Below are 13839 nucleotides of genomic sequence, written 5' to 3'. Positions count from 1 at the left end.
CACTCCGACCAGGAAGGGGCGAACGCCGCGGTGGCCTCGCGCTCCTCAGGCCGTTCGGGGCACGCGATCGAACCCATCTGCCCTGCCTCTCACCGGTGACTCCTGCTGACGGTGACGACAACCACGGGGGCCCCTCCCGCATTCCCGCCCGCGCCGGCCGTTCACTCGCACGCGCGATCGAGTGGAAGCGCCCTGCTCACCGGCGCCGGACGAGGGCCAGCACCCAGTCCCCCACCGCACCGCAGACCAGGTCCAGCACCTCGTCCTGCCCCACCGGCGCCCGCTTGGGCACCTCGAAGCCGTGGCTGCCGTACGGCACCCCCACCAGCTCGTGCCCCGCCGGCAGCTCCGGGAACTCCCCCGGCCCACCGAACGGGTCCGCCGCGCTCTGCACCACCAGCGTCGGCAGCCCGGAGTCCAGCAGCTCCTCGGCCCGGCTCTTCTCCGGCTTGCCCGGCGGGTGCAGCGGGAACGCCAGCGCCACCACCCCGACCGCCCCGGTCGCCGCACCCGTCCGGCAGGCCACCCGCGCCCCGGCGCTGCGCCCGCCCACCACCAGCGGCAGCCCCTGCCCGGCCAGCCGCTCGGCCACCGGCCGCCAGCCGAGGTCCAGCGTCTTCGGCGCCGGGCCGAGCTTCCTGCCCGCCACCCGCCAGGGCTGCTCGACCAGCGCCACGGTGATCCCCCGGGCCGGCAGCCTCCCGGCCAGCGCCACCAGGTCCCGGGCCTCGATCCCGCCGCCCGCACCGTGGCCGAGCGCCAGTACGGCCTCGGGCTCCGCGGCCCGGTGGTAGCTGATCCGGGCCTCCCCGGCCTCGGTGGGGACCAGTTCGGTGGTGCTCATCTCGACGTCTCCAGGAACGCTCGGCACGGGTCAGAACAGGGTGGTCTCGTACTCGACCTCGGCCCACGGCTCCTTGAGCTCCGGGCCGTTGTTGCGGATGCTGCCGACCGCCGGCGACACCGGGGTGGCCAGCAGCGCGCCCGGCGGCGGGGGTATCAGCAGCCGGCGCAGCCCGTCCGGGTCGGTCAGCCGCGGGTCCAGCCACTCGTCCCAGTCCTGCGGGTCCAGGAACAGCGGCATCCGCTCGTGGATCGGCGCCAGCGCCTCCTCGGCGTCCGTCGTGACGATGGTGAACGTCACCAGCCAGGCCTCCGGGTGCCCGGGCGGCACCGCCCGGTTGCGCCAGAACTCGTACAGCCCGGCCAGCGCCAGCGGGCTGCCGTCCGCCCGGGAGACGAAGTACGGCTTCTTGCGCGCCTTGCCGCGCTCCCCCGGGACCGTCTGCCACTCGTAGTAGCCGTCCACCGGCAGGATGCACCGGCGCGCGGCGAAGGCCTGCCGGTACGAGGGCTTCTCGTGCACCGTGTCCGACCGGGCGTTGATCATCTTCACCGCCGTCTCGGCGGAGTTCGACCACTGCGGCACCAGCCCCCAGCGCAGCACCCGCAGCTGCCGCACCGGCCGCGGCCGGTCCCTGCCCAGCCGCTCCAGCACCACGAACGCGCTGTCGGTCGGCGCGACGTTCCAGTTCGGGTCCAGGGTCTCCTCGGGGTCCCAGTGCTCGACGCCGAACAGCTCGACGACGTCCTCGGGCTTGCTGCTGGCTGCGAACCGACCGCACATGCGGGCCAGCTTGCCATGCCGCCGGTCCTCAGGACTTGTTCATCCCCGGCCCGGAACCGCCCGCTCCCGCCAGCCCGTCCCCGCATGGGAGGCTGCCCCGAACGGCCCAGTGCGACGGCCCAGTGCGACGGACGGAGGCGGAGAGACACCGATGAACGCGAACGACCAGACTCTCGGCGACCTGTGGAACCAGGTGGCCGGCACCCAGACCGCCCCGCCCGGCTGGCTGGTCCTGGCCACCGGCGCCGCCGCCCTGCTCGCCGTCCTGGCCCGCCCGCTGTGGCACGTCGCCCGCAACGCGGTGACCATCGCCCACGAGGGCGGCCACGGCCTGATCGCCCTGGTCACCGGCCGCAAGCTGGCCGGCATCCGGCTGCACTCGGACACCTCCGGACTCACCCTGTCCTACGGCCGCCCCACCGGCCCCGGCATGGTCCTCACCGCCGCCGCCGGCTACACCGCCCCCGCCCTGCTCGGCCTCGGCTGCGCCGCCCTGCTCGCCGCCGACCGGATCACCCTGCTGCTCTGGCTGGCGGTCGTGCTGCTGCTCGCCCTGCTCCTGCGCATCCGCAACGCCTTCGGCTTCCTCTCGGTGCTGGTCGCCGGCGGCGCCTTCTTCCTGGTCTCCTGGTTCGGCAGCGCCGAGGTCCAGGCCGGCTTCGCCTACCTCGGCTGCTGGTTCCTGCTCTTCGGCGCCGTCCGCCCCGTCCTGGAGCTCCAGCACCAGCGCCGGACCGGCTGGGCCCGTGACTCCGACGCCGACCAGCTCGCCCGGCTCACCCACGTCCCCGCCCTCGCCTGGGTCACCGTCTTCCTGCTCGTCGCCCTCGCCTGCCTCGCCCTCGGCGCCGCCTGGCTGCTCCAGCCCCTGCAGTAGGGCCCGTCTTCGAACTCCCATCTGCGGGACCGTTCCGGCGCGGCCCCTAGACTTGCCCCATGACCGAGACCCTGTGGCCCGCCCCCGTCGCGACCAGCCCCGTCGACGCCACCGTCACCATCCCCGGCTCCAAGTCGGTCACCAACCGGGCCCTGGTGCTGGCGGCACTCGCCGACGGGCCGGGCTGGGTGCGCCGCCCGCTGCGCAGCCGCGACTCCCAGCTGATGGCCGACGGCCTGCGCGCCCTCGGGGTCACCATCGAGGAGAAGGTCAACAACGACTCCGGCGGCACCGGCGGCGGCGAGGCCTGGCGGGTCATCCCGGCCCCCGCGCTGCTCGGCCCCGCCTCGATCGACGTCGGCAACGCCGGCACGGTGATGCGCTTCCTGCCCCCGCTCGCCGTCCTCGCCGACGGCCCGGTGCACTTCGACGGCGACCCGCGCTGCTACGAGCGCCCCCAGCACGGCGTGATCAACGCCCTGCGCGCGCTCGGCGCCCGGATCGAGGACGGCGGCCGCGGTGCCTTCCCGCTCACCGTGCACGGCACCGGCTCGCTGGACGGCGGCCCGGTCGAGCTGGACGCCTCCTCCTCGTCCCAGTTCGTCTCCGCGCTGCTGCTCTCGGGCGCCCGCTACAACCACGGCATCGAGGTCCGCCACGTCGGCGGCCCGGTTCCGTCGCTGCCGCACATCCGGATGACGGTGGAGATGCTGCGGCTGGCCGGCGCCCAGGTCGACGCCCCCGAGGACGGCGGCGAGAAGGACGTCTGGCGGGTCACCCCCGGCGCCCTGCTCGGCCGCGACCTGGTGGTCGAGCCGGACCTCTCCAACGCCGCGCCGTTCTTCGCCGCCGCCCTGGTCACCGGCGGCCGGGTCACCGTGCGGGACTGGCCCAAGCACACCACCCAGCCCGGCGACCAGCTGCGCGAGATCTACACCCGGATGGGCGGCGCCTGCGAGTTCACCGACGAGGGCCTCCAGTTCACCGGCACCGGCCGGATCCACGGCATCGAGGCCGACCTGCACGACGTCGGCGAGCTCACCCCGGTGATCGCCGCGGTCGCCGCGCTCGCCGACTCCGAGTCCCACCTGTACGGCATCGCCCACCTGCGCCTGCACGAGACCGACCGGCTCGCCGCGCTCGCCAAGGAGATCAACGACCTGGGCGGCGACGTCACCGAGACCGAGGACGGCCTGCGGATCCGCCCCCGTCCGCTGCACGGCGGCGTCTTCCACACCTACGAGGACCACCGGCTCGCCACCGCCGCCGCCGTCCTCGGCCTCGCCGTGCCCGGCGTCGGGGTCGAGAACGTGGCCACCACCGCCAAGACCCTGCCCGACTTCCCCGGGATGTGGTCCGAGCTGCTCGGCGAAGCGGCGGCGGGCGTCTGAGCGGAGACTGAGCACATGCGCCGTTACGGCAAGGACGCCGACGAGGACGACATCCGCAACCGCCCCGCCCGCCGGGGTTCCCGGCCGCGGACCCGGATCCGGCCCAAGCACGAGGACGCCGCCGAGGCGATGGTGCTGACCGTCGACCGCGGCCGGATCACCTGCCTGATCGACCCGGGGACGAAGCAGGAGCGCGAGGTCGTCGCCATGAAGGCCCGCGAGCTGGGCCGCAAGGGCGTCGTCGTCGGCGACGTGGTCAACCTGGTCGGCGACCTCTCCGGGGACGCCGACACCCTCGCCCGGATCGTCCGGGTCGAGGAGCGCAGCTCGGTGCTGCGGCGCACCGCGGACGACGACGATCCGTACGAGCGGATCGTGGTCGCCAACGCCGAGCAGCTGGCCATCGTCACCGCCCTGGCCGACCCGGAGCCGCGTCCCCGGCTGATCGACCGCTGCCTGGTGGCGGCCTACGACGCGGGCATGGAGCCGCTGCTGGTGCTCACCAAGTCCGACCTGGCCCCGGCCTCGACGCTGCTGGACTCCTACGCGTCGCTGGGCATCACCTACGTGGTCACCCGCCGCGACGAGCTGGAGACCACCGGCGCCGAGGCCGTGCGCGAGCACCTGCGCGGGCTCTCCACGGTGTTCATCGGCCACTCCGGCGTCGGCAAGACCACCCTGGTCAACGCGCTCGTCCCGGACCGTCAGCGGCAGACCGGGCACGTCAACGCGGTCACCGGCCGCGGCCGGCACACCACCGTCTCCGCCCTGGCCCTGCGGCTGCCCCCGCCGCCCGGCGCCAAGCCGGGCTCGAAGAAGGCGCTGAACTCCGGCTGGGTGATCGACACCCCCGGCTTCCGCTCCTTCGGCCTCTCGCACATCGACCCGTCCCGGGTCATCCACGCCTTCCCCGACCTGGAGCCGGGCACCGTCGACTGCCCGCGCGCGTGCAGCCACGACGAGCCGGACTGCGCGCTGGACGCGTGGGTCGCGGACGGCCACGCCGAGGCCGCCCGGCTCTACTCGCTGCGCCGTCTGCTGGCCAGCAAGGAGGGCGAGGGCGACTGAGCCCGGCCGCCCTTTGCCGTTCCCTCAGGTTGGTGACCCGCTCGAGGTGTCGGAGCGGGCTCACCTGGCGATCATAGGAAAGTCGGGCCATCGCGGTCCGGCCGTCGATCGACAGGGAGGGCACGCGATGGCATGGGCCCTGGTGGTCCTGGCCGGCCTGCTGGAGACCGGCTTCGCGGTCAACCTGAAGCTCAGCGAGGGCTTCACCAAGCTCTGGCCCACCATCAGTTTCTGCGTGTTCGCCCTCGGCAGCTTCGGCCTGCTCACCCTCTCCCTGAAGACCCTGCCGGTCGGCCCCGCCTACGCGGTGTGGACGGGCATCGGCGCGGCCGGCACCGCGGTCTACGGCATGGTCTTCCTGGGCGAGAGCACCTCGGTGCTGAAGCTGGTCTCGATCTCGCTGGTGATCGCCGGCGTCGTCGGCCTCCAGCTCAGCAGCACGGCGCACTGAACGGCCGAACGCCCGCACCTGCTCCGTCCCGCCCCGCGAGCCCGGCTGTGCCGATCGGGGGAGGCTCGCTAGGGTTTCGGGCATGGCCGACTACCACGACGACCTCCGACTCGCCCATGTCCTCGCCGACTCGGCCGACTCGGTCACTCTGGAGCGCTTCCGCGCGCTCGACCTGAAGATCGAGACCAAGCCCGACCTCACCCCGGTGAGCGACGCCGACAAGGCCGCCGAGGAGCTCGTGCGCAGTGTGCTCCAGCGCGCCCGCCCGCGCGATGCCGTCCTCGGCGAGGAGTTCGGACTCCAGGGCTCGGGCCCGCGCCGCTGGGTGATCGACCCGATCGACGGCACCAAGAACTACATCCGCGGCGTCCCGGTCTGGGCCACCCTGATCGCCCTGCTGGAGGACGGCCCGGACGGCGTCGAGCGCCCGGTGGTCGGCATCGTCTCCGCCCCCGCGCTCCAGCGCCGCTGGTGGGCGGCCAAGGGCCTCGGCGCGTTCGGCGGCCGCAGCCTGGCCAAGGCCTCCCGGCTGCACGTCTCCGGCGTCTCCCGGATCGAGGACGCGTCCTTCTCCTACTCCTCGCTCACCGGCTGGGAGGAGCGCGGCCGGCTCGACCCGTTCCTGGACCTCACCCGCGCCTGCTGGCGCACCCGCGCCTACGGCGACTTCTGGTCCTACATGATGGTCGCCGAGGGCGCCGTCGACATCGCCGCCGAGCCCGAGCTGTCGCTGTGGGACATGGCGGCCAACTGCATCATCGTCGAGGAGGCCGGCGGCCGCTTCACCGGCCTGGACGGCGTCCCCGGCCCCGGCGGCGCCGACGCGGTCGCCTCCAACGGGCTGCTGCACGAGGAAGCCCTGCGCCGGCTGAGCGTCTGAGCGTGGTCGCGGCCCCTTGACCGGTGGGAGCCGGTCAAGGGGCCGCCGCTCTGCCCGGCCCTACTGCTTGCGCAGCTCCCGGACCGCCGCGTCCAGCCGCTGCCCGAAGTCGGCGTCGGCCTTGCGGAAGTTGTCGACCGCCCGCTCCACGATGTCCTCGCGGTCGGCGGAGACCTTGGCGATGAAGCCCGCCAGGTTGGCGATCAGACGCTGCTTCTCCTCCTCGGAGAACAGCCGGTACAGGTCGCCGGCCTGCACGAAGTCGTCGTCCTCGGCGTGCGAGGGCGCGACGTGGTTGCCGGTGAGACCGTCGACGGCGGTCGCGGCCCACAGCGGGCGGCCGGTCTGCACCGGGCCGCCGAAGCTGTTCGGCTCGTAGTTCTTCTGACGGCCGTGGCGGCCGTCGTACAGGTGGCCGTCCCGGCCGTTGGTGCGGGCCTCGGTGGCGTGCGGACGGTTCACCGGCAGGTGGTCGGCGTTGATGCCGACCCGGTAGCGGTGGGCGTCGGCGTACGCGAACAGGCGGCCCTGGAGCATCTTGTCCGGGGACGGGCCGATGCCGGGCACGAAGTGCGCCGGGGAGAAGACCGACTGCTCGACCTCGGCGAAGACGTTGTCGGGGTTGCGGTTGAGCTCCAGCCGGCCGATCTCGATCGGCGGGTAGTCGGCGTGCGGCCAGACCTTGGTCAGGTCGAAGGGGTTGAAGCGGTAGTTCGCCGCGTCGGCCGCGGGCATGATCTGGACCTGCACCGTCCAGCTGGGGAACTCGCCGCGCTCGATCGACTCGCGCAGGTCGCGCTGGTGGCTGTCCGGGTCCTCGCCGGCGAGGGTGTTGGCCTCGGCCTGGGTGAGGTTGCGGATGCCCTGGTCGGTCTTGAAGTGGTACTTGACCCAGAAGTGCTCGCCGGCCTCGTTCTGCCACTGGTAGGTGTGCGAGCCGTAGCCGTTCATGTGCCGGTACGAGGCCGGGATGCCCCGGTCGCCGAACAGCCAGGTCACCTGGTGGGTGGCCTCGGGCGACAGGCCCCAGAAGTCCCAGACGTTGTCCGCCTCCTGCGAGCCGGTGTACGGGTCGCGCTTCTGGGTGTGGATGAAGTCGGGGAACTTGATGGCGTCCTTGATGAAGAACACCGGGGTGTTGTTGCCGACGAGGTCGTAGTTGCCCTCCTCGGTGTAGAACTTCAGCGCGAAGCCGCGCGGGTCGCGCACCGCGTCGGCCGCGCCGAGGTTGCCCGCCACGGTGGAGAAGCGCAGGAAGGCCTCGGTCTGCTTGCCGATCTCGGACAGGAACGCCGCCCGGGTCCAGGGCGTCACGTCGGCGGTCACGGTGAAGGTGCCGTACGCACCCGCGCCGCGGGCGTGCACCACGCGCTCCGGGATCCGCTCGCGGTTGAAGTGCGCGAGCTTCTCGAACAACAGCTGGTCCTGGATGAGCGCCGGACCCCCGACGCCCGCCGTCTCGGCGTTCTGGTTGTCGGCGACGGGGGCACCCGCCTCCGTGGTCAGGGTCGGGCGCTGCTCGTCCTGGGTCGTCATGGGAGTGCCTCCGCGGTATCCGGTCGTGATGACACGATCCTAACTTGGACTTTGTCCAAGTCAACACTGGAACCAATCTCGGAGCGTGACCTACTCTGGATGACATGAGCGACCTGCTGGAGAGACTGCGCGGAAGAGGCTGGCGGCTGACCTCGCAACGCCGGGTCGTGGCCGAGGTCCTGGACGGCGAGCACGTCCACCTGACCGCGGACGAGGTGCACGCCCGCGCGACGGCCCGGCTGCCGGAGATCAGCCGCGCCACCGTCTACAACACGCTCGGCGAACTCGTCGCCCTCGGCGAGGTCCTGGAGGTGGCCACCGACGGCCGCGCCAAGCGCTACGACCCCAACGCGCACCGCGCCCACCAGCACCTGGTCTGCTCGGGCTGCGGCGCGATCCGCGACGTCCACCCGCAGGGCGACCCGCTCGCCGCCCTCCCCGCCGCCGAACGCTTCGGCTTCGCCGTCACCGCCGCCGAGGTCACCTACCGCGGCCTGTGCCCGAACTGCCGCGCGTAGCCGGCCGCCTGTCCGGCTACGCGCTCAACTCCGCGCTCAGCGCGCCCAGCAGCCGCCCGGCCCGTTCGGCCACCTCGGCCGGCCCGTGGTCGATCGCCCGCCGGCACCAGTTCTCCGCCTGCGTCGGCTCCCCGCGGCGCAGCGCGAGCAGCGCCAGGCGCAGCGCCGCCCGGCCGTGCCCGGCGTCGGCGGCCCGGGTGTACCAGAGCATCGCCTCGGCCTCGCTGTCCTGCCGGGCCAGCAGCAGCCCGAGGTTGAACGCGGCACTGCGGCTGCCCGCCTCGGCGGCCCGCCGGTACAGGCTCTCGGCGATCTCCAGCGCCCCGCGCTCGGCCGCCCGCACGCCCATCCGCACCTGCGCCCGGCGGTGCCCGGCGTCGGCCGCCAGCGCGTACCAGTGCTCGGCCTCGGCGTCCGCGTCCCCGCGCCGGTCCAGCAGCGAGGCCAGCCGGAACGCGCCCTCGGCCGAGCCCCCGGCCGCCGCCTGCCGGTAGCGCTCCAGCGCCCCGGCCAGGTTGCCGCGCTGCTCCTGGACGACCGCGAGCTGCAGGGCCGCCTCGCCGTGCCCCTCGGCGGCGGCCCGCGCGTACCACTCCTGCGCCTGCTGCTGCTCGCCGCGCCCGGCGTGCAGCACGCCGAGGTTGAACGCGCCGTCGACGCTGCCGGCCTCGGCCGCCTTGGAGAACCAGGGCTGGGCGCCGGACTCGTCGCCGCGCTGCAACAGCACCACGGCCAGCGCGTTGCAGGCCTCCCGGTGCCCGGCGTACGCGGCCCGGCGGTACCACTGCTCGGCCTGCTGCTCGCGGCCGGTGCCGGCGCAGAGCAGGCCCAGGTTGAAGGCTCCGTTCTGGTCGCCCGCGTCCAGCGCGGCGCGGTACCAGCGCTCGGCCGCGGCGGCCTCGCCACGGCTCGCGTGCAGCGCGCCCAGCGCGTTGGCGGCGTTGCCGTCCCCGGCCTCGGCGGCCTCCTGCCACCACTCGGCGGCGGCCGCCAGGTCCCCGGAGTCGCGCAGCAGGAAGCCCAGCGCGCAGGCCGCGCGCGGCTCCCCGTTCTGCGCGGCCTGCCGGTACCAGCGGGCCGCCTCGTCCAGCAGCGACCGGTCGGTGCGGGCGCGCTCCTCCAGCAGCACGCCCAGGCGCAGCGCGGCGCGGGCGTGGCTGCGCGCGGCGGCGGTGCGGTACCAGGTCTCGGCGGTCTCCTTGTCCCCGGCGGCCTCGCGCATCCGGGCCAGCCGGTAGGAGGCCTCCCGGTGCCCGGCGTCGGCGGAGACCTTGAACCAGCGCTCGGCGCGCACGTCCCGCCGGTGCTCCATCAGGTCGCCCAGCGCGTAGGCGCCCAGCGGGTGGCCGTGGTCGGCGGCGAAGTGCAGCCAGTACTCGGCGGCCTCCTCCTCGCCCTGGTCGCGCAGTTGCAGCCCGAGCGCGTGCGCGGCCGGCGCGCTGCCGGCCACGGCGGCCTGGCGCCACCACTGGCCGGCCTCGGCCCGGTGGCCCTGCTGGTGCAGCAGCACGCCGAGGTTGTTGGCGGCGGCGCGCACCCCGGCGGCCGCGGCGGCGCGCAGGTAGGGCTCGGCGTCCTCCAGTTCCCCGCGGCGCAGCAGCAGGGTGCCGAGCCGGCAGGCGGCGTCCGGGTCACCGCCGTCGGCGGCCTGCCGGTGGCGGGCCTCCAGCGCGGCGGACTCGCGGGCGGCGAGGGCGGTCTCGAAGCTGGTCGAGTCGAGGCCGGCCGGGTCGAGCGCGGCTCCGGCGGCCGGCTCGCCACCGGGCTGCCCGCCGTACGCGCCGACCGCGGGGGCGAACTGACGAGTCGACACGTGGACCAGGCTGTCGGGCCCGTAGCCCGGGGTGGGGCGCTCGGACAGTCCGCTGGTGCGCTGGGCGGGCAGGGCTCCGGGGTGGCTCTCGGTGCTCTCGGCGCTCTCCGCCCAGGCGTCGGTGTCCGCCTCGACGGCCGCCGAGGACTTGGCGCCTGACTTGCCGATCAGCCTCATGCCGACTCCCGCTCCCCCAGAGTGTCGCGGCATAGTGCCCCGGCGTGCGGCCGGGGGGACTCCCAGGAGAGGTGCCGGACCCGACGGCCGGTCAGCGGCCGTGCACCGTCCCCCATGTGTCCCATCGTCGCATCACCCAGTACCCGCGTACACCTGCCCCGGCCGAATTCCGGCGGGGCCGACCCGAAGCCGACGAAATTGCTTCGGCGCTTTGTCGATTTCCCGACACTTCAACCCCACAAACCCCGCTGCCGTCGTCCTTGGCGACGGTCGATAGTACCGGAGCGGTTCCCGCCGCTTCCGTGCGAGAACGGCGCGGGAAACACCAGAGGCCCGGAGGAAGGATCCTCCGGGCCTCTGGCCTTTGTAGCGGGGACAGGATTTGAACCTGCGACCTCTGGGTTATGAGCCCAGCGAGCTACCGAGCTGCTCCACCCCGCGTCGGTGGTTGAACCATAGCACGGACGCGGGGTGGAACGGAAAACGGTTGCCGCAGCTCAGCGGGCTACGGCTGCGGGCTGGTCGCTCCGCCCCCGGTGGCGCCCGGGGCCGGAGCGCCGGTCGGGGCGGGCGCCGGGCTGCCGCCGCGGGCCGCCGTGGCGGCCTTCAGGGCGTCGCCGAGCGCCTTCTGGGCGTTGCCGTAGGCCACCCAGTCGCCGTTCTTGAACGCGGTCTGGCTGTCGTTGTACGCCTTCTCCGCGTCCGAGAGCGCCTTCTGGAGCTCCGGCGAGATCGTCCCGCCCGGCGCCGGTGCGGTGGGCGGGGTCGGGGTGGCCGGCGTCGTCCCGGTGCCGGGCGTGGACGGCGCGGTCGGGGTGGCCGCCGGGGGCGCCCCGCCGAACACCTTCTTCAGCGCGGCCTCCAGGGTGTCCTCGAACGCCACGTTGTCGTCCCCGTACACCGCCAGGACCTTCTGCATCGTCGGGTACTTGGCGCCGCGTCCGCGCACGTACACCGGCTCGATGTTGAGCAGCCCGCCACCGACCGGCAGGGTCAGCAGGTTGCCGTACTCCAGCTCGGAGTCACCGCCGCTCTTCAGCAGGGTGATCTGCGAGGCCACCTCCTGGCGGGAGTTGAACTTCGACTGCACCAGGCCCGGGCCGGGGGCGCCGCTCTCGCCCGTCATCTTCAGGATGCGGATCTTCCCGTAGTCGTCCCCCGGGTCCGCGTTGACGGCCATGAACGCCGCCAGGTTGGGCCGCTGGTTGGGCACGAAGGTGCTGGTCAGCGAGAAGCTCGCGGCGTTGGTGTCCGGCATCCGCACCGTCACGTAGTACGGCGGCTGGACCTGCTTGGTGTCGCTGGTCGGGTCCACCGGGGTCTGCCAGATGTCACTGCCGTTGAAGAAGGAGTTGGCGTCGGTGACGTGGTACTGGCCGAGCAGGTCGCGCTGCACCTTGAACATGTCCTGCGGGTAGCGCAGGTGCGGCAGCAGCGTCTGCGGGATGTCCGCCTTCGGCTCCACGGTGCCGGGGAAGGCCTTCATCCAGGTCTTCAGCACCGGGTCCTTCTCGTCCCACTGGTAGAGCTTCACCTCTCCGGTGTAGGCGTCCACCGTGGCCTTGACCGAGTTGCGGATGTAGTTGACCTGGTTGGCGACGGTCAGCAGCTCACCGCGCTGGTTGGTCAGCGAGTCCTTGGTGGCGGCGCCCAGCGTCGTCTTCGAGGAGAACGGGAAGCCGTCCGAGGTGGTGTAGCCGTCCAGCACCCAGAGGATCCGGCCGTCCTGCACCACCGGGTACGGGTCGGCGTCGATCGACAGCCACGGCGCGACCTTCTCCACCCGCTCCTTCGGCGTCCGGTTGTAGATCACCTTGGCGCCGTCGGTGATCGCCCCCGCGTAGAGGATCTGCGGCTCGGCGAAGCGCACCGCGTAGGCCGCACGGGTCAGCGGGTTGTCCAGCGAGACCCCGCTGTCGCCCTCGTAGGTGGTCTCGGCGTTCTGACCGGTCTTGGTGTCGGTGTAGTCGATCTCCTTGTTGGAGCCGCCGACGATCGAGTACGTCGTGGTCTTCTCGCCGTAGTAGATCCGCTGCTGGTAGTCGCCCAGCGTGCCGGAGGCCGGCAGGCCCGACTCGGTGAACACCGGCTGGCCCTTGTCGTCGACCTGGTTGCCCTTGGCGACCACCGCGCCGTAGCCGTGGGTGTACTTGAAGTGGTCGTTGATCCAGTTGCGCTGCACGCCGTTGAGGTCCAGCTCGCGCAGGCCGATCACGCTGTCCTGCTTGTCCTGCCCGGTGCCGTAGCGGTCCACGTCCAGCGTGTTCGGGAAGGCGTAGTAGTTGCGCTGCTGCTCCAGCGACTGGAACGCCGGCGAGACGACGTTCGGGTCCAGCAGCCGGATGTCCGAGATGGTCTGGGCGTCCGGCTTGAGTGCGTCCGCGGTGGTCGTGCCCTGCGGGGTGTACGGGATGGTCTGCGCGTCCGCGATCCCGTACGCCTGGCGGGTGGCGTCGATGTTCTTCTGGATGTACGGCGTCTCCTTGGCCTGCTCGTTCGGCTTGACCTGGAACTGCTGCACGATCGCCGGGTACAGCCCGCCGATCAGCACCGCCGACAGCACCATCAGCCCCAGGCCGATCAGGGCCGGGGCCCAGGTGCGGCGGATCGGGGTCAGGAAGAACAGCACCGCGCAGATGATCGCGACGAAGAACAGGATGTTCTTGGCCGGCAGGAACGCGTTGGCGTCCACGTAGCGCAGGCCGGTCCAGCCGGAGACGCCCTTGTACGAGCCGGTCTTCACCGCCAGCGCGTACCGGTCCAGCCAGTACGCGACGGCCTTCAGCAGCACGAACACGCCCAGCAGCACCGCCAGGTGCCCCTGCGCGCCCGCGCTCGCCCGGCGGCCCGGGCCCTGCAGCCGCAGCCCGCCGTACAGGTAGTGCACCAGCGCCGAGGTCAGCAGCGAGACGATCACCGCGCTGAACGCGAAGCCCAGTACGAACTCGTAGAACGGCAGGTCGAAGGCGTAGAACGAGACGTCCATGCCGAACTGGGCGTCCTTCTCACCGAAGGAGGTCGCGTTCGTCCACATCAGCCAGGTCCGCCACTGGCCCGAGGCCGCGGCGCCGGCCACCAGGCCGATCACCAGCGAGACGCCGATCAGCGCCCAGCGCTTGAACGGCGCCAGGCCGGCCCGGTAGCGGTCCAGGCTCTGCTGCTCCACCGACATCGCCGACAGCGGCGGCCGCAGCCGGTGCGCCAGCCAGATGTTGAAGCCGACGATCACCGCCATCAGCAGGCCGAACACCGCGAACAGGCCGATCTTCGTCCACAGCTGGGTGGTGAACACCGAGGAGAAGTGGACCGACCTGAACCACAGCCAGTCCGTCCAGAAGCCCGCGAACATGACGAACAGCAGGAAGAGCACCGCGAGCACGCCCAGGGTCAGCAGGGCCACCCGCGCCCGCCGGGAGGGCGGGCCTACCCTGCGCCGGAAACCCGGCCCTGAGCGTTCGGGCATCTGGAAGACCACGGTGGCACCTCGGCTGTGTCGTCTGA

The 13839-nt window shown here is 72.9% G+C and carries 11 protein-coding genes and 1 tRNA gene; 6 read left to right on the top strand and 6 right to left on the bottom strand.

Going from position 1 to position 13839, the window contains the following annotated elements:
* Nucleotides 1-196: 196 nt before the first annotated feature.
* A complete protein-coding gene (locus AB0O11_RS06630; RefSeq protein WP_363382490.1) occupies nucleotides 197-844 on the bottom strand; it encodes an alpha/beta family hydrolase in 648 nt (215 codons plus the stop codon).
* Nucleotides 845-874: 30 nt separating this feature from the next.
* On the bottom strand, nucleotides 875-1627 hold the full coding sequence (locus AB0O11_RS06625) for an SOS response-associated peptidase (RefSeq protein WP_363382488.1): 753 nt from the start codon (nucleotides 1625-1627) through the stop codon (nucleotides 875-877).
* A 151-nt stretch (nucleotides 1628-1778) separates the two neighbouring features.
* Between AB0O11_RS06625 and AB0O11_RS06620 the strand changes: the two genes are divergently transcribed.
* The 5 genes from AB0O11_RS06620 to hisN all read left to right on the top strand — a co-directional run bounded on the left by AB0O11_RS06620 (nucleotide 1779) and on the right by hisN (nucleotide 6294).
* Nucleotides 1779-2504 (top strand): M50 family metallopeptidase, encoded by a 726-nt coding sequence (locus tag AB0O11_RS06620; RefSeq protein WP_363382486.1) that lies wholly within the window; start codon nucleotides 1779-1781, stop codon nucleotides 2502-2504.
* A 59-nt stretch (nucleotides 2505-2563) separates the two neighbouring features.
* On the top strand, nucleotides 2564-3895 hold the full coding sequence (gene aroA / locus AB0O11_RS06615) for a 3-phosphoshikimate 1-carboxyvinyltransferase (protein WP_363382483.1): 1332 nt from the start codon (nucleotides 2564-2566) through the stop codon (nucleotides 3893-3895).
* Between the two features lie 15 nt (nucleotides 3896-3910).
* Nucleotides 3911-4963 (top strand): ribosome small subunit-dependent GTPase A, encoded by a 1053-nt coding sequence (rsgA, locus tag AB0O11_RS06610; protein WP_363382480.1) that lies wholly within the window; start codon nucleotides 3911-3913, stop codon nucleotides 4961-4963.
* Between the two features lie 127 nt (nucleotides 4964-5090).
* Nucleotides 5091-5414 (top strand): multidrug efflux SMR transporter, encoded by a 324-nt coding sequence (locus AB0O11_RS06605; protein ID WP_363382478.1) that lies wholly within the window; start codon nucleotides 5091-5093, stop codon nucleotides 5412-5414.
* 82 nt (nucleotides 5415-5496) lie between these two features.
* A complete protein-coding gene (gene hisN / locus AB0O11_RS06600; protein ID WP_355259466.1) occupies nucleotides 5497-6294 on the top strand; it encodes a histidinol-phosphatase in 798 nt (265 codons plus the stop codon).
* A 60-nt stretch (nucleotides 6295-6354) separates the two neighbouring features.
* Here hisN and AB0O11_RS06595 read toward each other — a convergent pair whose 3' ends face one another.
* Entirely contained in the window at nucleotides 6355-7830 is a 1476-nt protein-coding gene (locus AB0O11_RS06595; protein ID WP_363382476.1) for a catalase, read from the bottom strand.
* A gap of 104 nt (nucleotides 7831-7934) precedes the next feature.
* On the opposite strand from AB0O11_RS06595, the gene AB0O11_RS06590 reads away from it, so the two are divergent.
* Nucleotides 7935-8348 carry a Fur family transcriptional regulator gene (locus tag AB0O11_RS06590; RefSeq protein WP_363382474.1) on the top strand — a complete coding sequence of 138 codons (414 nt, stop codon included), beginning with the start codon at nucleotides 7935-7937 and terminating at the stop codon, nucleotides 8346-8348.
* Nucleotides 8349-8364: 16 nt separating this feature from the next.
* Here the strand turns inward: AB0O11_RS06590 and AB0O11_RS06585 are convergent, their stop codons facing one another.
* The 3 genes from AB0O11_RS06585 to AB0O11_RS06575 form a co-directional block, all read right to left on the bottom strand.
* A complete protein-coding gene (locus AB0O11_RS06585; RefSeq protein WP_363382470.1) occupies nucleotides 8365-10338 on the bottom strand; it encodes a tetratricopeptide repeat protein in 1974 nt (657 codons plus the stop codon).
* A gap of 367 nt (nucleotides 10339-10705) precedes the next feature.
* A tRNA-Met gene (locus tag AB0O11_RS06580) sits at nucleotides 10706-10779 on the bottom strand.
* Between the two features lie 64 nt (nucleotides 10780-10843).
* Complete coding sequence (locus AB0O11_RS06575; protein ID WP_363382970.1) at nucleotides 10844-13801, bottom strand: UPF0182 family protein; 2958 nt, start codon at nucleotides 13799-13801, stop codon at nucleotides 10844-10846.
* Nucleotides 13802-13839: the final 38 nt, after the last annotated feature.

This window comes from Kitasatospora sp. NPDC093102 (assembly GCF_040683915.1).
Taxonomy (GTDB): domain Bacteria; phylum Actinomycetota; class Actinomycetes; order Streptomycetales; family Streptomycetaceae; genus Kitasatospora.
Note: the sequence above shows the minus strand (reverse complement) of the source record. Positions and strands in the feature narration are given on the sequence as shown.

Excerpts from the sequence above, each read along its gene's own strand:
- AB0O11_RS06630 (WP_363382490.1), bottom strand. The coding sequence starts at position 844 with ATGAGCACCACCGAACTGGTCCCCACCGAGGCCGGGGAGGCCCGGATC.
- AB0O11_RS06625 (WP_363382488.1), bottom strand. The coding sequence starts at position 1,627 with ATGTGCGGTCGGTTCGCAGCCAGCAGCAAGCCCGAGGACGTCGTCGAG.
- AB0O11_RS06620 (WP_363382486.1), top strand. The coding sequence starts at position 1,779 with ATGAACGCGAACGACCAGACTCTCGGCGACCTGTGGAACCAGGTGGCC.
- aroA (WP_363382483.1), top strand. The coding sequence starts at position 2,564 with ATGACCGAGACCCTGTGGCCCGCCCCCGTCGCGACCAGCCCCGTCGAC.
- rsgA (WP_363382480.1), top strand. The coding sequence starts at position 3,911 with ATGCGCCGTTACGGCAAGGACGCCGACGAGGACGACATCCGCAACCGC.
- AB0O11_RS06605 (WP_363382478.1), top strand. The coding sequence starts at position 5,091 with ATGGCATGGGCCCTGGTGGTCCTGGCCGGCCTGCTGGAGACCGGCTTC.
- hisN (WP_355259466.1), top strand. The coding sequence starts at position 5,497 with ATGGCCGACTACCACGACGACCTCCGACTCGCCCATGTCCTCGCCGAC.
- AB0O11_RS06595 (WP_363382476.1), bottom strand. The coding sequence starts at position 7,830 with ATGACGACCCAGGACGAGCAGCGCCCGACCCTGACCACGGAGGCGGGT.
- AB0O11_RS06590 (WP_363382474.1), top strand. The coding sequence starts at position 7,935 with ATGAGCGACCTGCTGGAGAGACTGCGCGGAAGAGGCTGGCGGCTGACC.
- AB0O11_RS06585 (WP_363382470.1), bottom strand. The coding sequence starts at position 10,338 with ATGAGGCTGATCGGCAAGTCAGGCGCCAAGTCCTCGGCGGCCGTCGAG.
- AB0O11_RS06575 (WP_363382970.1), bottom strand. The coding sequence starts at position 13,801 with ATGCCCGAACGCTCAGGGCCGGGTTTCCGGCGCAGGGTAGGCCCGCCC.